14 protein-coding genes are annotated in these 21,091 nt (G+C 48.0%); 4 read left to right on the forward strand and 10 right to left on the reverse strand.

Going from position 1 to position 21,091, the window contains the following annotated elements:
* Positions 1 to 22: 22 nt before the first annotated feature.
* From lolA to ACOJUO_RS22060, 3 genes are all read right to left on the reverse strand, one after another.
* A complete protein-coding gene (lolA, locus tag ACOJUO_RS22050; RefSeq protein WP_422138173.1) occupies positions 23 to 736 on the reverse strand; it encodes an outer membrane lipoprotein chaperone LolA in 714 nt (237 codons plus the stop codon).
* A gap of 6 nt (positions 737 to 742) precedes the next feature.
* Positions 743 to 3,175 (reverse strand): DNA translocase FtsK, encoded by a 2,433-nt coding sequence (locus tag ACOJUO_RS22055; RefSeq protein WP_422138174.1) that lies wholly within the window; start codon positions 3,173 to 3,175, stop codon positions 743 to 745.
* Positions 3,176 to 3,288: 113 nt separating this feature from the next.
* Positions 3,289 to 4,284: a C45 family autoproteolytic acyltransferase/hydolase gene (locus ACOJUO_RS22060; RefSeq protein ID WP_422134057.1), complete on the reverse strand. Its 996-nt coding sequence runs from the start codon at positions 4,282 to 4,284 to the stop codon at positions 3,289 to 3,291.
* A 335-nt stretch (positions 4,285 to 4,619) separates the two neighbouring features.
* Here ACOJUO_RS22060 and ACOJUO_RS22065 point away from each other — a divergent pair, with 335 nt between their 5' ends.
* Positions 4,620 to 4,811 (forward strand): hypothetical protein, encoded by a 192-nt coding sequence (locus ACOJUO_RS22065; RefSeq protein WP_422138175.1) that lies wholly within the window; start codon positions 4,620 to 4,622, stop codon positions 4,809 to 4,811.
* An 87-nt stretch (positions 4,812 to 4,898) separates the two neighbouring features.
* Positions 4,899 to 5,204, forward strand: coding sequence for an RNA recognition motif domain-containing protein (locus ACOJUO_RS22070; protein WP_422134059.1), 306 nt, complete (start codon positions 4,899 to 4,901; stop codon positions 5,202 to 5,204).
* Between the two features lie 285 nt (positions 5,205 to 5,489).
* Here the strand turns inward: ACOJUO_RS22070 and ACOJUO_RS22075 are convergent, their stop codons facing one another.
* Positions 5,490 to 5,897, reverse strand: coding sequence for a hypothetical protein (locus ACOJUO_RS22075; protein WP_422138176.1), 408 nt, complete (start codon positions 5,895 to 5,897; stop codon positions 5,490 to 5,492).
* A gap of 172 nt (positions 5,898 to 6,069) precedes the next feature.
* On the opposite strand from ACOJUO_RS22075, the gene ACOJUO_RS22080 reads away from it, so the two are divergent.
* Positions 6,070 to 6,966, forward strand: coding sequence for a hypothetical protein (locus ACOJUO_RS22080; RefSeq protein ID WP_422134061.1), 897 nt, complete (start codon positions 6,070 to 6,072; stop codon positions 6,964 to 6,966).
* A 521-nt stretch (positions 6,967 to 7,487) separates the two neighbouring features.
* On the opposite strand, the gene ACOJUO_RS22085 is transcribed toward ACOJUO_RS22080, so the two are convergent.
* From ACOJUO_RS22085 to ACOJUO_RS22105, 5 genes are all read right to left on the reverse strand, one after another.
* On the reverse strand, positions 7,488 to 10,544 hold the full coding sequence (locus ACOJUO_RS22085) for an efflux RND transporter permease subunit (RefSeq protein ID WP_422138177.1): 3,057 nt from the start codon (positions 10,542 to 10,544) through the stop codon (positions 7,488 to 7,490).
* Between the two features lie 2 nt (positions 10,545 to 10,546).
* Positions 10,547 to 11,692, reverse strand: coding sequence for an efflux RND transporter periplasmic adaptor subunit (locus ACOJUO_RS22090; protein ID WP_422134063.1), 1,146 nt, complete (start codon positions 11,690 to 11,692; stop codon positions 10,547 to 10,549).
* Between the two features lie 174 nt (positions 11,693 to 11,866).
* Entirely contained in the window at positions 11,867 to 12,577 is a 711-nt protein-coding gene (locus ACOJUO_RS22095; RefSeq protein ID WP_422134064.1) for a TetR/AcrR family transcriptional regulator, read from the reverse strand.
* Positions 12,578 to 12,638: 61 nt separating this feature from the next.
* Positions 12,639 to 14,978, reverse strand: a complete 2,340-nt coding sequence (locus ACOJUO_RS22100) for an ATP-binding protein (RefSeq protein WP_422138178.1) — start codon at positions 14,976 to 14,978, stop codon at positions 12,639 to 12,641.
* A gap of 529 nt (positions 14,979 to 15,507) precedes the next feature.
* Complete coding sequence (locus ACOJUO_RS22105) at positions 15,508 to 17,214, reverse strand: mechanosensitive ion channel domain-containing protein (protein WP_422138179.1); 1,707 nt, start codon at positions 17,212 to 17,214, stop codon at positions 15,508 to 15,510.
* 251 nt (positions 17,215 to 17,465) lie between these two features.
* Between ACOJUO_RS22105 and ACOJUO_RS22110 the strand changes: the two genes are divergently transcribed.
* Positions 17,466 to 17,852, forward strand: coding sequence for a hypothetical protein (locus tag ACOJUO_RS22110; protein ID WP_422138180.1), 387 nt, complete (start codon positions 17,466 to 17,468; stop codon positions 17,850 to 17,852).
* Here the strand turns inward: ACOJUO_RS22110 and ACOJUO_RS22115 are convergent.
* Positions 17,739 to 20,993: an ankyrin repeat domain-containing protein gene (locus ACOJUO_RS22115; protein WP_422138181.1), complete on the reverse strand. Its 3,255-nt coding sequence runs from the start codon at positions 20,991 to 20,993 to the stop codon at positions 17,739 to 17,741. The genes ACOJUO_RS22110 and ACOJUO_RS22115 overlap by 114 nt on opposite strands.
* Positions 20,994 to 21,091 lie beyond the last annotated feature (98 nt).

A 21,091-nucleotide genomic window follows, 5' to 3' on the forward strand; every position in this document is an offset into this window, starting at 1 on the left:
AACAAACCGGCAGAATACACAGCTAACCCCGGGTCTCATCAATGACATCAAAACCTTTGGGAGGTTTTACCTCAAACAGGCTGTCATTCAACTGAGTGTTTTCCTTCACCCCGGAGAACAGGATTCTGCGCTTGCCACCCAGAGAATCAGACAACTCAATAGCGCTTAGCTTCCCCTGGCGAAAATCAATATCCAGCTTCTCAAACAGGTCTGACTCCTCTCTGGGTGTCAGAGTGAATCTCTCATTGCGATCCTTGCTATAGACAGAAACCTTGTACTGTTTCAGCAACTCACGGGCATTCCCTGTCAGCAGTTTGGCTGGCGTATTGGCCCTGCGTGCATCCTGCTTCTGGATGATCACCTGCTGGAGTTCAGGGTCTACCATCCAGACTTTATTGCCCTGGGCAACGATCTCCTGTTCAAAAGGTTCCCTGGTAAGCCAGCGAAAAAGATCAGGACGTTTCATTTGCATCTCCCCGGATTCTGTCTTGGTACGACCATCAGAAGAGACCGCTTGCTGTTGAAAATGAGCACTCAGACTTTTTATGGACTGCAGTTTTTTGGCGAGAGCCTGAGAGGCTTTCTCATCGTTCAGCTCCTTGCTGACATCCAGCTTCTTGACTGGTTGAGCCTTCAGGGTGGTGGCTGAAACATTTTCCAGCGGGGCCGCCACGACCTGCGCTGAGACATTAAAAATAGCAGTAATTACAACCACTTGGGAAATTTTATTAAACACTCAACTTCAACCCTTCACGGGAGGTGGTGCGATCACCTCACGATTACCATTATGACCTGCCGGACTCACCACACCGGCTGTTTCCATAGTCTCTATGATACGCGCAGCGCGGTTATAACCAATCTTTAATTTACGCTGCACTGACGAAATTGACGCTCTTCGGCTTTCAGTCACAAAGGCGACCGCTTCATCATACAGGGCGTCTTGCTCTGAATCTTCATCCAGTCCACCACTGAAAGCACTGCCGTCGGAAGCCGTATCGGCGCCACTGAGAACGGCTTCCACATAATCAGGCTTGCCCCGCTTCTTCCAGTCAGCAACCACCCGGTGCACTTCATCATCGCTGACAAAAGCACCGTGAACACGAATAGGAACACTGGTTCCCGGCGGCAGGTAGAGCATGTCGCCATGACCCAGCAATTGTTCTGCCCCACCCTGATCAATGATGGTGCGGGAGTCAATTTTACTGGACACCTGGAAACTGATTCGGGTCGGAACATTAGCTTTGATCAGGCCGGTAATGACATCCACCGAAGGACGCTGGGTTGCCAGTATCAAATGGATGCCCGCCGCACGGGCTTTCTGGGCAATCCGGGCAATCAGTTCTTCGACTTTCTTACCGACAATCATCATCATGTCAGCAAACTCATCCACCACCACGACAATGAACGGCAGTGATTCAAGCTCAGGGGCCAGATCACCGAGGGTCATGGCTTCGTGGAATGGATCACGCAAAGGCTCGCCCGTAGCCGCCGCATCTTTGACCTTTTTGTTGTAGCCAGCAATATTCCTGACCCCCAGAGCCGCCATCAGCTTGTAGCGACGTTCCATTTCCGCCACACACCAGCGCAGGGCGTTGGCGGCTTCTTTCATGTCGGTCACTACGGGAGATAGCAAATGCGGAATACCGTCATAAATCGACAGTTCCAGCATTTTCGGGTCAATCATAATCAGACGAACGTCTTCCGGCCCGGATTTGAAGAGCATGGAGAGCAGCATGGCATTAACGCCAACCGACTTACCGGAACCGGTAGTCCCTGCCACCAGCAGGTGCGGCATTCTTGCCAGATCTACCACCACCGGCTGACCGGCAATATCATGTCCAAGCGCCAGACTGAGAGGGGATGCGGCTTGTTCGTAAGCTCTGGAAGCAATCAATTCTGCAAAGAACACCGTTTCCCGGTCGTCGTTGGGAATTTCGATGCCCATCACTGACTTGCCAGGAATCACTTCAACCACCCGGACACTGACCACAGCCAGAGAACGGGCAAGATCCCTGGCCAGATTGGAAATCTTGCTGGCCTTGACTCCGGGCGCAGGCTGAATCTCATAACGGGTAATCACCGGACCCGGATGCACAGCGACCACTTCAGCTTTAACACCAAAGTCTGCCAGCTTGGCTTCCAGCAGGCGGGAGACAATGTCCAGCTCTTCCTGGTTAATACCGTTGCCATGATCTTTGATTTTGTCGAGTAAGCCCACGCCGGGTAGTTCACCTTCCGGCGGTATTTCAATGGCATCTTCTATATCGGCTAAAGGGCTTTTCCCGGGCACGGCAATTTTGCCGAGTCTGGTGGGTTTTGATTCGGGCTCAGGAGCCGGGAGAACCACTACAGGCTCCTGACGCTGCCCTGGAGCAAAGTCGGCAGGCTCCGGCTCAGGCTGAGCGGCTTGAAAGGCTTCACGATCCCTTTCACGTTGCTCTTTCCAATTAGCGATGCGAGCCCGGATGATTGCAACCAACCGGATAATACCCCTGTCTGTTCTGGCAAAAGTTATCTTTAATAACCGCCCGATTGTATCCAGAACCTGAAACCATGACAGATGGGTGTATAAAGTGAATCCCACCAGAAAAATGGCCAGCAAAATCAATGTGCTGCCGACCAGATTAAAAACAGGCAGTGACTGTTCCATAATCATGCGACCGAGAATACCACCGCTGCGGGCAGGCAAGCCTCTGCCGACTGTTTCCAGATGAATAGCAGCCAATGCTGCCCCTGTAGCCAGAGCCAGCAGTAATCCCAGTGAGCGCATAACAAACCAGCCGGGTTGCCAGCGCCAGGCACTGTATCGATATTGAAAAACCAGCACCGTTTTGATGACCAGCAGAACCGGTATCCACCAGGCAAATACACCAAACAGGGAAAACAGGACATCACTGAACCAGGCTCCCGCTCTGCCTGTGCTGTTTGCCACTTCTCCTTCATGGCCCACGTAGCTCCAGCCGGGATCTGTAGGGCTGTAAGAAAACAGCGCCAATGCAGTAAAAGCAGCCAGCACCAGCAGGAATAACATACCCGCTTCTCTCAGTCTCAGTACCAGAGCACTGGCTTCTTCAGTCCCTGCGCCAGAGTCCGCATCACGAATACCCGTTATGGCTTTGAGCATCGGTTTTTCTTTTGCGGCTCGCTTACGCTTCTTGGTGATCGGTTCGGACATTCGACTCCCGTTTAATCTCCTGACAGTCTCATCAATAGTTGCTCTGCGCGCAGAGCAGCTGACGGTTTATTTCAAGATACCATGCAACCCACACAGGGTCCCAGCATTGAATATTACGCCAGACGGTAACTCTCAAAACCTTGCTCAGGGTCGTGCCCCTCTCTCAACAACATTTGTCGTTTACCAAGATTCATTATCAGGGTCACCAGAGTTCCCGCATTTCCGGTCAGCTCATGATAACTGTAGGGCCTGAGAACCGGAAAAGGTTTTTCATTATTATCAAGCATTTGCATCATGGTCTTAAGGTTCAGTTGAGGGTTATACAGTAACCCATCCTCTAGCCGTTTGAGCCGGGTCTCAGTACACGGCTTTGATGAAGTTGGCTGGGCCTGGCCCGGCTGAAAGTAATGATTGGTATGCAGATAAGTAGCCTGTTCCGTGGATTGGAACCAGGGCTGATCAGGTGCCAACTCAACCGCTATGGTTTCATTTTTATCCGCGACCATAATGTGACTGGCCTTGCCTGCCCCGTGAGCCTCGATCAGGGAACGGGCCTCCTGAAGGCTTTGAGATTCCAGCAATGCTCTCAGTAAAATATGAACAGGTAAGCCGGTCAGTTTTCGAGTGGCGGGCAGAATATTCAGACAGACGCCCAGCCCCGCAGAGTTCATTCCGATTTTGGCCAGCATACCCGGCTCGGTCATGGTCAGAAATCGATGACCGTTTTCGAGTTCAACATCTGCCAGGGCCAACTTGCCTGCAAGTGCTTCAGCCCAGTCCCAGTTTTGCCCTATCAGCCCCTGCCTTGGGAATGCGACAGAAGAACACTCAATGGGCGAGGACATAAGCTCACTGCGGGCGTTAATGCAATAAATCCAGAAAGGCTCAATGTCTGCGGCTTCGGCAATAGCATCCATCTCCACTTTATAGTGCGGTCTGAATGACAGAACTTTCTGCATCAGCAGATCAAGATGAGACTGTAAACGTTCCCTGTCTCTAAGAAAACGTGACCGGTAGTAATCCAGCACTGCGCTGATTTCATCGCGCATCTGCTCACCATGGATACGCCCCCGGTTTTTGGCTGATCCATTGAGCGCCAGTTTTTTCATCAATATGAGCCCCGAAATGTCCCGATTCATTAACAGCCCAATGCTCAATGGGCTTCCGTTGACGCTGCTGGTCTCGATTCTTGTGTCACTCTTCGTGGAAGATAACACAACAGAAAGCCAAGAAAAAAATCAGGATCATATGATTTCAGGAGTCGCTCCTGTATCAAAATCCCCGACAGAGAGTATCTTTCGATATCAAGCTATTGAGCCTTGCAGCTTTACCTTCACTGATGTCACTAAATATCATCCGTTTCAACTTCATACTTGACATAAAGCAATGAGGTTATAATCTGGATGCATGGCTCGGCTGACAGGCCATGATAATAATGATACTCATGACGTCAGAATATGGACTGTCTGGCTGCACTGAGTGCTCCGTTCACGAAAACCAGAACATTCAGGATATGATTCCGGAAACCCTGTGCAAAGAGGCCATTGGCCCCTCCCTTCATAACAACAAGAGAGATCAAAATGTTTCTGCCGGGTTTCTGCTGAAAGCCCTTAGATGTCGTCCTGAATTTAAATAATGATGCTGCCCAATGCCTTGTTCGAGCCAAGTTGTGTGTCTCGATTCCGGGTTACAGTAGCTTTGGATAATTGGAGACCTATTTACCATGCAACAGAATAAACTGTTTATAGGTAACCTTCCTTTCAGCAGTGATGAAAGTGACCTTCAGCAAGCCTTCGAGCAATTTGGTGAGATCGATGAAATTCGCGTGATTACCGACAGGGAAACCGGTCGCTCCAGAGGTTTTGCATTTATTACTTTTGCAGAAAGTGATAACGCTCAATCTGCTTTAACTATGGATGGTAAAGAATTGAATGGCAGACCCCTTCGAGTCAATTTTGCTACCGAACGCAATGCTGGAAAGACCCGTGGCAAGTCCCGCAATCAAACTCCTACGAGAAACAATGTCTGATTAAGGCGACGAACCTGACAGGGAAACAGATCGGTCATTTAATTTCAGTACCCGATATGACAGTGATGAAAGCTATGCTTTCCGTGCACCTGGTCAGCTCTGGTTGGCTTCAATCAGAAGGGCCCGGGAAATGGTTCCCGGCTTCCCTGATCATGACCCTGTCTTTTTTCTCCAGAATTTTTCATCATTCCCTGCTGTCACTTCATCGGGTTGATGGGTATTTTCTCGGCACTTGCAGATCCATCGCTCGTTGAATCTGCATTTGCGGTTGTTGAATGGCTTTTGCTATCGGGTTGAACCGGAATTACTGAATTCAGGAATGGGCACTCTTGAAGTGCTGCTACAGTTTTTATTCTGTGCCAGACCTAGCAGGTAATTGTAACGTTGACGAAAGGCATTAATTTCAATCTGCTCTGCCTGACTGAGGTCCATAAAGAACCAGGGAACCAAGAGAAACGCACCGGCCACCCCCAGGGTTACGTTTTTACCGGTTTTATCGGTCTTGGGAACCAGCCTTCTGATTTCCTCCTCGATAAAGACTATTTCGTTTTCCAGAGCTGCACAGGAGCGATTGATATCCCCGTACTGTCGTACAGCAACCGGATGTGCATCCCTGCCTGCACAGCCTGCCTGCAGCAGCGTGACGGCCAGTAGTGATAGACCGGCAATTCTATGACTATTTCTTAACAACATAATTTAATCTGAACACTCTAAAAAAAACCAGATATAGGTTAGACCAACAAAACGATACTTCGTTCACTCCTTACAAAAAAATAAATAAAAACCTCTTTCGCAAGCCTCATCCCTATCCACTTTTGCCGATACAAATCTAACGTCTCCCTGCAACTGATTAATGGATGTCCAGATGAATAATGTGATGAATAAAAAGTATTTGCTTTCCCTTGCTCTGGTTCTCTCTCCTGTCATACAAGCTAACCAAAAACCTATAAAACCGGTTGAACCCGTAAAGGCTGAAATGACCGTTGAATCTGCCACTCAACCCGAACTCTCAGATAAATCTCCTCTGCCACTGGTTTCTGCTGCGGTGCGCTATGGAATGATGGCCAGTGCTTATTTGAACAGCCCCAGTGGGATGGTGACAGAAGGCTATCGTTTTCAAATCAGAAGCCTCTACCTGTCTTATCTGAAAGAGATGCTGGCAAAGCCGGGTCATACCGTTGAAAAAATTAATGAGACACTGTTGGCACAGTGGATGATGAGGCTGGGCCGTGAAGGTTTTGGACCTGAGACACTCCTGAGTATCAAAAATGGCATGCAGGACAAACTGGCCGAGTGGAGCCAGAAAAGCCTGTCAGGACAGATTACGCCTTCCCTGGAGTCCACTGAAATCATGCCCAAACTCGAACAGCAGATTAAGGCCTGCAAGAGAATGACGCCTCAACCCTCCAGTGATCCCGCCAAACGTCGCTCTTGCCACCAGGCCGAATCCCTGACCAGAATTGAATCCAGTGCAGTGATCGGCCCTGACCTGCTGAAAAGCGCCATGCTGAAATTGATTCCCTCTTATGCCCAGGGTTTAATCGATGTATCCAGTCGTCCTTACTACCGGGCATTTATTACTTCCAAAGAAGATTTCCAGGGGAGCGTGAGCACTTTACTGGGTCAGGGTTACACTGCACGTCAGCTGGCTGAAATTCTGGAATTTGCCGGTGTGGATTACCCGGAGGTTTTTAACAACCTTTATTACTACGCCCTTCGAAACGACCAGAGTATTCATGAGCCAGTGGTGACTCAAAACTGAACATCCTTTATCGAATGAGCGTAAAACCTCTTACTTTGAGAGGGTGTCGCAAAAGGGTATGGTCAGCAGGATATATCAAGATCGTCGTTCCCGCGCAGGCGGGAACCCACCACGAACAGTGGATCTCCGCCTTCGCGGAGATGACGGTTTGAAGCTTGAAGCGTTTTAATTGACCTTTTGCGACACCCTCTCAAGGGCGGGGATGAAAGCTCGGCTTGCAGAGCAAGCCCCTTGTGCTACTTTACTATCCGTCAGGTGTTTTTAGCGATTACGCTACCTGACAGGAAAAGTAAAATACCTTCCGTTTTCTGCCCGTGTTTGTTAACGGGGTCGCCTAGACAATCCGAAAGGTAGAGCAGATTGTCGAATAAGGTGTATGCCGCTATAGGGTAAGGTATACACTGCGGTCGGGCATGACCGTCTAGCCGTAGGAATCCCCGTCGTTCACGGTGCGGAGGATGTCAAAAAAAAAGAGCCGTGCTATTGAAAGTCACGGCTCGATTTTTTAGAGAGCAACGGCCTTATCCGTCATAGCGAACCTTGTAAAGCAGCGAATAAGTCACAGGCAGTACGATCAGTGTCAAAACGGTTGCAAAGCCGAGACCAAAGATAATAGTCACCGCCATTGAACTGAAGAAAGCATCAAACACCAGCGGTATCATACCCAGCATGGTGGTCAATGCAGCCATGCAAACCGGGCGTACCCTGCTGACAGAAGCATCAACAATGGACCTGGCAAGGTTGCCGGTTTTCTCTTCTTCAATGTTGATTTGTTCCACCAGGACAATGCCATTCTTGATCAACATACCTGAAAGACTCAGTAAACCAAGCAGCGCTGTGAATGTGAAAGGCATATTCAGTAACAGCAAACCTGCCGACACCCCGATGACACCCAGAGGTACGGTAAACCAGATAGCCAGTGGCTGCCGAACCGTACTGAACAGCAAAACCGTAATAATAAACATTATCAGGTAACCCATCGGCAATGACTTAAAGATGCTGCCCTGGGCATTACTGGACATTTCGAATTCACCGCCCCATTCCAGGGTGTAACCTTCTGGCAGGCTGATGGACTCAATTTTATCCTTGAGCCTCAATCGAACCGATTCGGGGGTTTCACCTGTGAAGGGTCTTGCGTCTGCCATGACCGTGAGAACACGCTTCAGGTTACGACGCACAATCAGCGGATTTTCTGTAGCCGATTCGAAGCTGCTCACGACCTGAGCTACTGGCACAAAGGCATTACGCTCCTGGCTCCATACCTGAAGATCGGTCAGGGTATTGGCGTTCAGGCGTTCTTCCTCCGGAGCTCTGGCTATGATCGGCAACAGATGACTGCCATCCCGATACACACCCACCTGCTTGCCGGTAAAGTTCACCAGCAAGGCTTCATCCAGCGTCTGTTTTGAAATACCGCTTCGGCGGCCTGCCGCTTCATCAAACTGAGGACGGGCAATGGTAACCTGCTCTCTCCAGGACTGTCTCACGTCTACGGCTGAGGGCTCTTCCTCCATGATGGCCATGGCTTTGGCGCCCAGTTCCCGAAGAATAGCGGGGTCTGAGCCGTAGAACCTTGCTTCTATGTTGGCGGCGGGTGAAGGACCGTTCTGCAACAGCTTGAACTTGAATTCAATGCCCGGGTATTTGGCGTTCATAGCCTTTTCCATGGGACCAATCAGCGCTTTCATCCGATCCCTTTCATCGACCTCGATAATCAGCTGTCCGTAGCTGCTGTAACTCTTTTCCGGAGCATATGTCAGAATAAAACGCTGAGCCCCCCTGCCCATCACCGAAGTGACATTCACGACGCCCTCGTAAGTCAGTACATCCTGCTCAAGTTGCTTGATGGCTTCTTCAGTGGCACGAATATCACTGCCTTCCTGCATCCAGACATCGACAAAGAAGATCGGTGTATTTGAAGGAGGAAAGAAAGACTGCTTAACATAACCAAAACCGACAATGGCCGTGACCAGAGCCGCCACCGTCAATAACAGAGAAATAATTCTGTGCTTCAGGGCTTTGTTCAGAAACCAGCGATAAAAAGAGAACAGAGCGCCTTTATAGGGATCAGATTCACTGCCCACCATGGCCTCGGACGGTTCCTTGAATACCAGATGACAGAAAAAAGGTGTCAAAGTGAGAGCCAGAACCCAGCTGATCATCAGGGACAAAAACAGCACCTGAAACAGGGAAACCATGAAATCACCGGTGGTATCAGGTGACAGACCAATGGGCGCAAAGGCGATAATGGCAATCACTGTCGCGCCCAGCAAAGGCCACTGATTCTGAACCACCACCTGCCTGATGGCGTCCATTCGGGAAAGCCCTCTGTGCAAACCCACCAGAACCCCTTCGGTGACCACAATAGCATTATCCACCAGCATCCCCAGGGCAATGATCAATGCCCCGAGTGAAATAAGCTGCAAATCGACTCCCAGCAAGTTCATGCCGATGAAAGTGCCCAGAATGGTCAGCAACAGAATACCACCCATTAACAGACCGGAACGCAGACCCATGGCAAACAGCAAGACAACTATGACAATGGCAATAGCTTCAGCCAGACTGATCAGAAAGCCATTTACTGAAGCTCTGACCACTTCAGGCTGGTCATAGACAGTGGTAACATCGATCCCTACAGGACGGCTTGACTCCAGTTCGGCCAGACGGGCATTAACGGCATCTCCCACATCCACTACGTTCACGCCCTTGGCAAATGAGATGCCCAGAGAAATCGCCTGCTCACCATTACTTCGATAAAGGTTTTGAGGCGTGTCATCAAAGGTAGTGTGAACATCAGCAATATCACCCAGGTAGATCAGTTCAGTGGTGCCGGGTGAACTGACCAGCAATTCTTTCAACTCATTGATGTCCCTGAACTCTCCCGTGGGATGAATACGTACCGAAAAGCCATCAATAAACATCTTTCCGGCATTGGACACAACATTCTGATTTTGGATCAAACTGAAGATATAGGCCGGATCGACACCCAGGGCGGCGGCTTTGGGCTGAGAAATCTCAATAACCACCTGTTCATCGACCGTACCCGCCAGGCTGACTTTCTTGACGCCGTCGACCAGAGAGAGTTCACGTTGAAGAAAGTCGCCATAACTTTCCAGCTCACGATAATTAAAGTCGCGGCCACTGATGTTCAGCATGATGCCAAAGACATCACTGAAGTTATCATTGACACTCGAAGGAAAGACACCCGGAGGCATAGACGACTGGGTATCATTGACCTTACTGCGAAGCTCATCCCATATTTGCGGCTGATCGCTGGCCGTGAACTCATCTTTCAGCTCTATCATGATCTGGGAGAGACCGGCACTGGAGACAGAATCGATATTCTTCACGTATTCCATCTCCAGAATGGCCCGTTCCAAAGGTAAAGTGACCTCTTCTTCAACCTGCTGGGGTGAAGCTCCGGGATACGCCGTGTTGACCATCGCCTGGGGAATCGGAAATTCCGGGAACTCCAACTTGCCCAGACCAAAGAAGGATACCGTACCGCCAATCAGCAGCAGGACCACAAACATCCAGCTGATCACTTTGTTTCGAATCGAATACTCAGCAATATTCATGTTTACAGCCCCCGCTCACGCTGCAGTGGCTTGACAGTCATGCCGGGGCGCAGCCGATTAACACCGGCTGAAACAATGCGCTCACCTTCTTTGAGCCCTGAAGTGACTTCGATACCCGACTGGAGAATGGTACCTGTGGTCACTGCAACCGGATTCACGGTGTTATTATGCTCATCGTATATCCAGACCTGCTCCCTGCCGCTGGTATTGTCTTTCAAAACCGCCGACAGAGGCACAATAAAGTGCTGACCGCCGTTGCTTCCCGGTGAAACTTTTGCCAAATCCATTGTCAGGGTTGCGCCCATGCCGGGATAAACCGTTAAGTCTTCAGGAATAGGCATGGTGAAAACGGCTTCATAGGACTGGGTACCGGGGCTCACTCTGGTGGCGTGCTCTTTGTAACTGACTTTGTATTCCGTACCGGGTCTTCCGGCAAAAGTGACCGTCGGCTGATAGCTGAAATCCACCTCCTCTTCCCGGACATTGGCGACAATACTCTCCGGAACCTGAATACTGACATCCAGGGTATTGCTGCCCTCCAGAATAAGAATGGCCTGCTGCGCCTGAACAAACTGATAATTCTCTACCAGAGTCTGGGCAACCCGACCATCAAACGGCGCCTTGAGTACAGAGTACTTCAATTTATCCCTGGCCAACTCCAGGGCGGCTCTGGCTGACTTGAGTTTGGCGTTGGAGTTATCCAGCTCGGACTGAGAGACCACTTTTTTCTGATAGAGCGATTTAATCCGTTTATTGTCCGTTTCTGCCAGATCAAAATCTGCCTGTCGGGCAGCCAGCTCATTGCGAATATCACGGTCGTCCAGCCTGGCCAGCAACTGCCCTTTCTTAACCTCTTCAGCCTGTTTGACAGGAAACTCCACCAGTTCGCCGGGAATACGGAAAGAAATCTCGGCTTCCTTGCTGGCATAGACCTTGGCCGGAAACTGTCGTAAGTTGCCGGCATTGGAATCTTCCACCTTGAACAGCTTCACTGGACGAGTCACCACTTTCTGTTCTTCCTGTGGCTGCGAGCAACCTGAAAGAACCAGAACCGCAGCGACCAGTGAGGTCAGAAGGAATGGCGAGTAACCCAACTTGTTGTTATTGATTGAAGCCTTACCTTTGGGCAGGCTGAACATCGATTTCATAAACTTTCTCCCTCGCGGACACAGGGCATCCCAACCCCGAATATCATTCGCAAAACAGCCTAAAAAATCCCCTGCGTGAGGGGATCAACATAAACAGCAATAAGCAAAGAAAAACACTCTGTGCCAGCTGCACATTTCAGAAATGGCAAATCAAACCGTGTTAAAGTAAGACTTTCAGTAGTCTGCTTCAAGGACTGTATAGCTAGTCACAACGCCCACCAGCTGATTAAGCCGTGATCTGGGAACGACAGAATGAAGATTCCAACCCGCCAGATAACGTTCAATATTTGACAAGTGCAGATCCACTCCGTCGTCTTCTCGAAAGTCTGCATTGAAAACGCCAAAGCCTGACTCCTTAATCTGATAAAGACCGCAGGACAAGCCCCAAAGCCCCATCAACAGCTCAGCAACCAGCGCATCAGAAACGCCTTCATAGCCATTCTCAACAAGCGTCAGCCGAACCAGAGCCCTGAGCTGATTGTCAATATAGTTACCCAACTCATTCATGGCATTGCTGCGATTGGCAGAGGCTCTTTGCCAGATACTCGGGTTCATGGCCAGCTGACTGAGTGAAAAGTGCTCCGGATTATCCTGATTCACTTGCCAGAGGCAGAGACAGATCATGACCATCTTTTCGACTGAAGCCAGATCCGTATCCAGAACACGATGCAGCACCTGAATTTTTTGCCGGGCCAGAAAATAAGCGCACCCCAGAAGCAGATCTTCTTTACTGGAGAAATGAGAATAGATGGCTCCCATGGAGCACTCTGCCGCCTGGGCAACATCGGACATTCGCAGATCGAGGAAACTTTTCTCTTTCATCAGAAGGAGTGTGGCAGCAACGATCTCGGCTTCTCTCTGAATACGTTTCTGCTGTCTGGACATAAGGACGCTAATACTTGGAAATAAAAACGAATAATATTCGTTTTTGCTCAACTGACACAAGTTATTTTTTAGATTGGAAGGAGCCACGATCCGGATTTTTCACATTGCTGAATGGGTTCCCACCAAACGCTCCCGGCAAACTTTGCTGTTTGAGCTGATCCTGCAGTCCGAACTCCGCAAAGTCCGGGAACATATGCGCTAGCCGCTCCCCGACACAGACCTCGTTATAGTTAAGAGATAAATCTGGCTGATTTAAAAAAACCCGTACAGATTTTAACAATAATAAGCGGTCATCGGTTTTGACCACCAGCTTCAAGCCTTCGTTGTGTACTCTCTGAATAACATTTAAGAACTGCTTGATATGAGTATCATCATCAGTAACATCACACTCCATAAAAACAGCCTGATGCTGTGTTTTGGTTAAATCTCTGAGATCGTAATCCGGGCTTACAACATATCTTCCGGGTAAAAAGGGGCTCCCCACCTGGCGGATCTGTTCGGCCGGAATACTGAGTACTCTGACCAATTCGTCTATTGATACTGCGTGTTCAGTGATCACTGCTGCCGCATTGCGGCCGTGATACTGACCCAGTTGCGATATTGCATCAGCAGCCTGTACTTCAGGGCTGTGCCACCATCGGGAACGGTAACTGTCTCCCTGCAAATCGCTCAGATAAAGAAAATTATGTGCGTTGTCGGTTAAGGGATCGATATTGCAAGGGAATGCAGCTTTGACAGGAATATGATGATTTGAACTGACCATGATGGCTTTATCATAATTCATCACATGTTTCATTGTTTTTGCCAGAAGTTTGTTGCTAAAGCCATCGCTGCGGGCATCATCGATTACCACCAAATCTTTACCGGCAAGCATTTCGTCGATCTTTACATAACATCGCACTATATCAGCCTGTAAGTGCTGATAAAGCTCACCTAACTTATCTGCGTCCAGATACAGGGTGTTGACACCATACTTGGCTGCTTTTTTGGCAACAGCTACACAAAGATGTGTTTTTCCTATTCCTGGTGATCCGGTCAGGAATAGTCCCATGGACTTTTTACACCGGGCTTCACCCTGATTATTAATCACAGCGTGCGTGAACTTCAGGGCCTTCTCATGCATGAGTTCCTGCTGTGTTGAGTAGGGTTTGTATTGATCTATATCAGCATCAAGATTTTCAGTGTGGAGCTGTGACCCGTGATGCACCGGCTTTGGTTCCATAGTCTGAGTGACAGACAAAAGCGGTTGACGATGCCAGACTTGATCGCACTGGGACAGAAAATATTCCCAGAACTCAGTATAAAAGCGAGCCGCAATAAGGATACCACCAATAGGGTGGTCATAGGGCAGGATATCGCTGGCCCGCTCTGTATAGTTCATTTTCCCTTCTTTAATGGCAAAAATTGTCTCAGGACTCTGTGGTTCATTGTAGCCATCAATCAGTATTTTTTTGACCTGGTCGTAGGTTTTCGGTTCATCAAATACACCCGGACCAAACCCCAGATAGAGATTTTGTCCGCTGCTGTTTTGTCCGGTGCATACCAGATTGTAACCGATAGCATTACCAGATGCGTGCTTCAAATTGTAGCCTTTTACGCCCTGAATATAGAGGATATCACCTTTTTTTATCTCTTGTTCTGACTGCTCAGTGCTCCATGAACCTTTGTAAAACTCAAGATAATCAAACAGATGATGAAGAGGGTTGCTAAAATCGGTCAGTTTTAAAGATTCACCTTCTTTTGCGAGTTCTTGGAAGAATTCAGAAACATGGCTGATGTGACTGAAAAGGTCGCAGGGAATTCTAAACTTTGAGATCGGTGCACCAAAGATGCGGTCGAATTCGTCTGTGCCAATGATGGTTTCTATGGCCCGATACTGACAGGCCAAAAGGGTCATTGCACAGTCTGCACTGGTGGGGCCATGAAAAAAAGCATTCAGACACTCACTTGGTTTATGCCCATTGTCCCTTGCTACAAAGCTACGCCTGTTCATCGTGTCAAAATATTCCGGTAGTGAGTGCGCCCCGAGGTAGGTACTTTTTGTCAGCTTGCGAAGTTCGTGAGCCTGATAATCCTCCCGATAAAAAACACCCAGACGTTTTTCTTCTTCTGCCCAACAATTATCCGCTTGGTGACAAAAGCTTGTCGTGACTGAGCCCCGTTGATCGTATGGTGTGTTGACGAGCTGGAGCCAGTGAATTGTTTTTTCGGCGAACTGCTCAGCAAAGGGTTTAGTGCTGAGACTTTTCGGGAAGGCGTTGTAAGGGGGGGTTATCTGGTGTAAAGATTTGATATGATCTCTAAAAACACACTTATCGTGGTATGAGACTTTTTTAAAAATTGAGTCAAAGAGGACAGGAAAGCCTGCGCCAATTCCAACACCATCGTTTCCCCCATTCATTATATTCGACTTCTGCACGCATGAATCCACCTTTTCATTAGGGTCGTCATGAGTGAACTCCGCACCAGAAGATAATACACACCTGGACGTAATAGCTGTCTGTATCGGTTTCCCATTGATATCGATTGGTTTAAAAAGTTTTGAATCATCTTCATAATCTAATGACAAAGATGATACAAGCCTTGAGGGGTTACCCAAAAATGTTTTGGTATTCCCTACTTCAGAAACTCTTTCAGTAGACTCTCCTGCCGGGAATTGGAGATTTGTGCCGGGTTGAAAGCTTGCAGGTTCAGTATACATATTTCTTATCCTCCATTTCTTATGCTTGCTGTTAATACCTTTTTGAAGTCAGCATATTTAGTCAGCACGTTGAATCCTGCCTGAGAGTATTTCAGGTAATCTCAGGAGAGCGTGCTTGTATAAATATGACACTAAAGTCCTAATATCTTTGACAACGAAGAAATGATTTAGTTCATTGCTAAATGGAGGTGTTCGGTTCAGGAGTTTGAACCATGGCCTACAGAATTGCTCACTGACAGCCTGTTACCTGCTCGCCCGGCAGGTCTGCTGGCGCCTTGCTATAAAAATGAAGCTCCCGTTGCGGGAATGGAATGGTGATACCTTCCCGGTCAAACCGGACTTTCACCTCACGGGTGATGTCCCAGTATACATCCCAGTAGTCGTCAGTTTTTACCCAGGGACGAACCACAAAATCCACAGATGACTCGTTGAGAATATTCAGACGAATGATGTGCTCCGGTGTTTTCAGTATTTTCTGGTGGCTGCAGACAATATCTTCAAGAAGGCTTTCAACCTGCTCAACATTGTCTCCATAAGCAACCCCAAAGACCATATCGACCCGGCGGATGCGCTCCGATGTGATGTTCTTAATGGTTTCTCCCCAGATTTTGGCATTGGGTACCATAAAGACCTGATTATCAAAAGTGCGAATTGTGGTGTTGACCAGACTCATTTTGCCCACTTTGCCTGCAACACCTCCGGCCTCAACATAGTCACCCACATCAAAAGGGCGATAGATCAGGATCATCATACCGGAGGCAAAATTGGACAGGGTATCCTGCAGGGCAAAACCGATAACGATACCGGCCACACCCAGACCGGTCAGTACCGGTGTTAAATCCAGTCCCACCTGTGCCAGGGCAAACAGGAGGCCGAAAACCACCACCAGGTTACCGCCAACACTGATAAAGAAATCCTGAACCAATGTACTGAAACGAGCTTTCTTTAGAGTAACGGCCCGGGATATCCCCCGCCGAACCAGACGAGATAGCATTATGGTGACTGCCATCAGAGCGACAAACAGTAAGAGGCGGGAGAGTATGCCGCCCAGATTGGATTTAAACCAATGAATCAAATCACCCCAGAGTCCGGCAATGACCGTGTGCAATGTTTCGATGTTAACGACGGCTTCTGCCAGATTACCGGTAGTTTTGAAAATCAGTTCATTATACTGTTCCACCGGCAGTCCCTGTTCTTGCATCATTATCACGATCTGTTTCAGATTCGCCACGGCACTGCGAACCAGACGGTCCTGAGTGGCAATTTTACTTTCCAAAGAACTTCGGGCATCTGCAGGAAGGGATTTCAGCTCCGTCTGTAACAACTCTTTCTGGCGGTTATTATTACGGAGATAGGTAGCCATAAACTCAGCGTAAAGGGTTATCTCCCGGTCAAGTTGCTGTTGCGCAGCGGCGCTATTGACCTTCCAGCTTTTCAGTAATTTCAGGTTATCCAGCCGTTCATTCAACAGCCAGTTTATGTAGGCGTAGAAGTCGTTGATGTTGAACAACACCAGTAACTGCTCATCGGCACTGGCTTTCTCATATTGTTCAAACAGTTTGCGCAGATCAGTTGAGGCGGGGGTTAGCCGGGCTTCAAAAAAGCGGTTTTCTGCGTTCACCACCTCTTCACCCAGCTTTATGGTCTCTGGGGTATTAATAGCCTGAACCTGGTCAAGGAAATCATTAACCAGACGAGTAGTGGTGCGAATATCGGAAACGACTTGTTGCTGAATTAAATCGCGGGTCATCTCAGAACGGGTATCCTCCCAGTTGGCCTCCATCTGAACCACCCGTTTGCTGGCAGCTTCAATATTGCTGATGACCGAAGCCTGTGAAGCAACAAGCTCGGTTGCTGGCAGGGACTGGCTAGTGGTGTTTTCTGCTAAGGCGCTGAAAGAAAAAAACAGGAATATCCAGATAAGGTTTCTGAACATCGGAAATCTCCGAAAAGAACAAGAGTCTCTGTTCCAGTTTAGGTGGTGATGGGATTCCCTATGTGAAAATTTGGCACCTGAACTTGAATTCCGGTCTTGCCTTATAGTCGTCAGTCGTCGTTTATAAGTATAACCTGATTCACTCCGGTAAACTACTTCATGATTACCCTTATGGAGGCTGTCGCAAAACTCCAACAACTCGTTACCACGCTCTGAGGGTGTCGCGAAACTCTCTCCAGCGTGGGAACGAGTTGACTCCCGTCATTCCCGGCTTCATTCTCGTCATTCCCGGCTTCATTCTCGTCATTCCCGGCTTCATTCTCGTCATTCCCGACTTCATTCTCGTCATTCCCGCGAAGGCGGGAATCCACACTGACTCACCACCAGAACCATACTGCCCGGTGCCCCCCTGGCCTTGTCATCCCCGAGAAGGCAGAGATCCACCGTTGGCGCTGGATTCCCGCCTTCGCGGGAATGACGACCTCATAGCATGGGAACGAGCTGTTGGAGTTTTGCGACACCCTCTATGGCAGCAGTTTTTTATAGCGACCAAATTGAAGCAGCGCTGCCACCACCTTGTTATTGAAAGGCTTATTCACATGCATTTGCTGCAGCCTGAAGTGATGGTTTGTTATTGAGTCCTTGTCCAGGCAGCTATTAATATAATCAGCCAGGGCTTGCTCAGAAGGATCAAGCGCTGCGAGCAACGCCTTTTTTTCAATCCCGCCCAGTTTTTCTGCTTTATGTAACAGGCTCATAATGGTGACTGGCCGCAATTGCAAAGGCGATGGCTGGGGGTCTGCCCATACAAAATCCAACGCCTCATTTTCAAATTCAAACTCGTTGGTCTTTATCTTGTCAATATAAGAAACTGCCTCTGCATAGCGACCTTCCCTGACAAAATTGGACAACTTTTTAAGGACTTCAATCCCGGTGCCTTCCCTTTCCATCTGTAGCTTGCAGGAAAAGGCCAGGGCCTTTAAAGCCTCCAGTGGCACTCCCATGTCCTGGGCCACTGGCGTATTTCCATAGGGAAGGAGAGAAAGATGGGGTTGGCCACTTTGCAACAGAGTCGTGGTCAGATTGGCACCTTCACTTAACACCGGGAACCGGGTGCTTTGCACCAGCTTATTGAAACTTTGCTGCGGCAGACTGGGCATAAGACACAGTAACCATTGGCTCCTGCCCGAGGCCATCAAAGAGGCCCGGTCCTGCTGATCCCGAAAGTCAACCAGTGTAAAGCCCGTGGTTCTGGTGATTTCTTTTAACGAACTCATTCCATTTTCATCCATATATTCATCTCCCTCTCTATCCTTATCCCTAAAAGCGCTGACCGTGGTGGTCACCACTACCGGGAGGGCGTCTGCTGCCTGACCCTGATTTATTTTAATAGCACTAAGCCAATTGCTTAGTATCGTTGCTTTATTCTGGCGCAGAACAGTGTGCAAACCATAAACTACCGCAATATGTATTTTTTCGTTGGCAGATAAATCACAAAGATCATCAATAGCAGAGATTAATGTTGCTCGATGGCTATCGACGGATTCGATGGCTGTTTCCGTTCCCTGTGGTTGCAGATCTTCGCCGGGAATAATGGCGTTTGCCGGTAGATGCAAAGAGACGATATTACAATCAGACACTGCATCCTTGTCGTAAATGGAAGTTGTGGGTGATTTATCGGTGAAAGTGGATTTCGAAACGTTGCAAGGCTGTGACCATAGAGAGTATTCGTTATTTTCATCATTCATTTTAACCGATGTTTTGGTATCCAAATACATCGTTTCATGCTCAATGAAAAAACGATAGGGTTTTAAAGTAATGTAGGATTCTTGTATGCATCCCAATTGCCAGTAAAGCATTTCGGGTCGAAAAAATGAAAGGGTAACGGCTGCATTGATTTTATTCTCGCTTCGAAGATTACAGCTGGAAATGATAACCCTGGTGTCTTTTATATAAATTTCCTGAATGTCCTGATTAATCTTTATTCCTGGCAGCAAGTAAGCCAACATTGATAATGCTATTCGCTGTTTCTTTAAGTATCCTGCCTGTTCTTTATGATTAAATTTTTGTCGTGTAATGAAATCACTGTAATCCGGGGGTGACAATTGCGCATGAATAGTTTTGGCGCCCAGGTCAACAAGGGTTTTAATGAGTCCAACCGATGCCACGGTATCACCCATAGACATGAATTGACCTTTTTTATCTAAATTTTCTTCAATGATACAATGTACATACACCCCTATTTCCTGTAACCCACTTAACAAGGCTTTAACCTGCGGCAAATATTTGTCGGATAATGATCTCTCGGAAAAACTGTTATCGGGCTGATCCGATAAATTTTCTCCCCTGATATTTTTATTGAAAATTTTATCTTCTTCCTGCTGCAAGGTCTGTTGGAATAGCGTTTTTTCGAAATTCTTCACCGGGCAAAACGGCAACTTCACTTTCTCCCGGGCCTCTCTGATCAGTTTTGCACAGATACCATTTTCTTTACTCTGAAATTCAGAGGCATATCCCATTTTCGTCAGTCGATTTATGAAGAACGGCTGCTCGAGAAGATATTTTAGAATTTCATCATGGCCACGTTTTATAGCCAGCTGAGTTAGCGGCTCCAAGTCATTTAAATAAACTTCTTCAGGTGTGAAAGTATCTGGACAGGTTTGAACGAGCCATTTTACACAATCCAAATGCCCACACTTTACCGCATGGCGAAGAAGGCTATTGGGTCGAAAAAAAGTACCCGCATTTTTTGCACTGCTGATAATAACTTCTGCACACTGCTTATGACCATTTTCCATCGCCAACCCAATAAGGGAATAATTGCCAACAAACAGATTCCGGATACTTTCATACTCAAGCATGGCCATTAGGCCGGCTTTATTGCCGTGTTGCGCTGCCAGATGAACCGGTGTGGCTCCTGATTTGTCTGTTGCCAGCAGTTCTTTTTCCAATAATGACAAGTTGGGGCAATTATCCAGAAAAAATCTCAAAAAATTATTTTGTTCTTCTTTGGCTGCGATATGCAGAGGTCGTTCGCCGTTATTATTTGTTGCCTGCAACAGCTGCTGAACTCTACTAACCAACAGCCGAGATAAATCATCATGGCCGTGTAGCAGCGCCAGATGCAGGACGGAGTTACCTTCTTCATCTCTAATAGCTAAAGCAAGGGGGTTTTTGCTAATGCATTCTTTTACGCTTTCTGTATCCCCCTGCCTTATCAGGTTTATCAGGACTTGCGGGGAGGAGTTATCCGCAAGATTGCGCTGATGCCATGGTGCCTCCTTCGAAGAGACTTGCAGTTCCGCCATCTCCATCATCACTTGTTGCATCAGCACATTACCAGATGATTCCGGGAGTGCTTTTTTACTTTCGGGTCTGGAGTAAGGATGACCAAGAATGGAGCGAGCCTGGATCAGTCTTACTGTTCTTGTAGCGCGTAAGCTTTCAGATGGCACAGAGCTTTGACAATGCCCTGATGCCACGCTCTGGACAGAGGGTATTACGGTGGCGGGGACTGTTACGGGATTGTGCTTTTCAGATGTGTTTTTATCACCACCATTCAGGTTTACTGGATTGGAAGATGCCCCTCCTGTTGGCAGCATTGTTGTTTCCCTCCTGAAAATCTTGCCAGCATCAGCCAGCTTTTTTAATGCACGCTGTCCTTTTTTTGACAACTGATAAATAAGGAAGTTCAGACTCAGGAAACTTTTATTCGATACCAGAACAGCCTCACCAAGTGTATCTTCGTATTGGATGCAGCCCACCGTAACAAGGTTCATTTTATAGATTGAACTAATAGCTGGTACTTTGGTCTAAATAAAAAAGAACAGACTTTAATCATTACAAGCTGAATAAACGTTTTTAATCTAATTGCATA

This window comes from Endozoicomonas sp. ALC020, from assembly GCF_049275935.1.
In the GTDB taxonomy this organism is placed as follows: Bacteria; Pseudomonadota; Gammaproteobacteria; order Pseudomonadales; family Endozoicomonadaceae; genus Endozoicomonas_A.

Coding starts and splice junctions, on each gene's coding strand:
- ACOJUO_RS22105 (WP_422138179.1), bottom strand. CDS start 17,214: ATGTTCAGAAACCTTATCTGGATATTCCTGTTTTTTTCTTTCAGCGCC.
- ACOJUO_RS22085 (WP_422138177.1), bottom strand. CDS start 10,544: ATGAATATTGCTGAGTATTCGATTCGAAACAAAGTGATCAGCTGGATG.
- ACOJUO_RS22090 (WP_422134063.1), bottom strand. CDS start 11,692: ATGAAATCGATGTTCAGCCTGCCCAAAGGTAAGGCTTCAATCAATAAC.
- ACOJUO_RS22115 (WP_422138181.1), bottom strand. CDS start 20,993: ATGAACCTTGTTACGGTGGGCTGCATCCAATACGAAGATACACTTGGT.
- ACOJUO_RS22070 (WP_422134059.1), top strand. CDS start 4,899: ATGCAACAGAATAAACTGTTTATAGGTAACCTTCCTTTCAGCAGTGAT.
- ACOJUO_RS22095 (WP_422134064.1), bottom strand. CDS start 12,577: ATGTCCAGACAGCAGAAACGTATTCAGAGAGAAGCCGAGATCGTTGCT.
- ACOJUO_RS22100 (WP_422138178.1), bottom strand. CDS start 14,978: ATGAATGGGGGAAACGATGGTGTTGGAATTGGCGCAGGCTTTCCTGTC.
- ACOJUO_RS22080 (WP_422134061.1), top strand. CDS start 6,070: ATGAATAATGTGATGAATAAAAAGTATTTGCTTTCCCTTGCTCTGGTT.
- ACOJUO_RS22065 (WP_422138175.1), top strand. CDS start 4,620: ATGACGTCAGAATATGGACTGTCTGGCTGCACTGAGTGCTCCGTTCAC.
- ACOJUO_RS22060 (WP_422134057.1), bottom strand. CDS start 4,284: ATGAAAAAACTGGCGCTCAATGGATCAGCCAAAAACCGGGGGCGTATC.
- ACOJUO_RS22055 (WP_422138174.1), bottom strand. CDS start 3,175: ATGTCCGAACCGATCACCAAGAAGCGTAAGCGAGCCGCAAAAGAAAAA.
- ACOJUO_RS22075 (WP_422138176.1), bottom strand. CDS start 5,897: ATGTTGTTAAGAAATAGTCATAGAATTGCCGGTCTATCACTACTGGCC.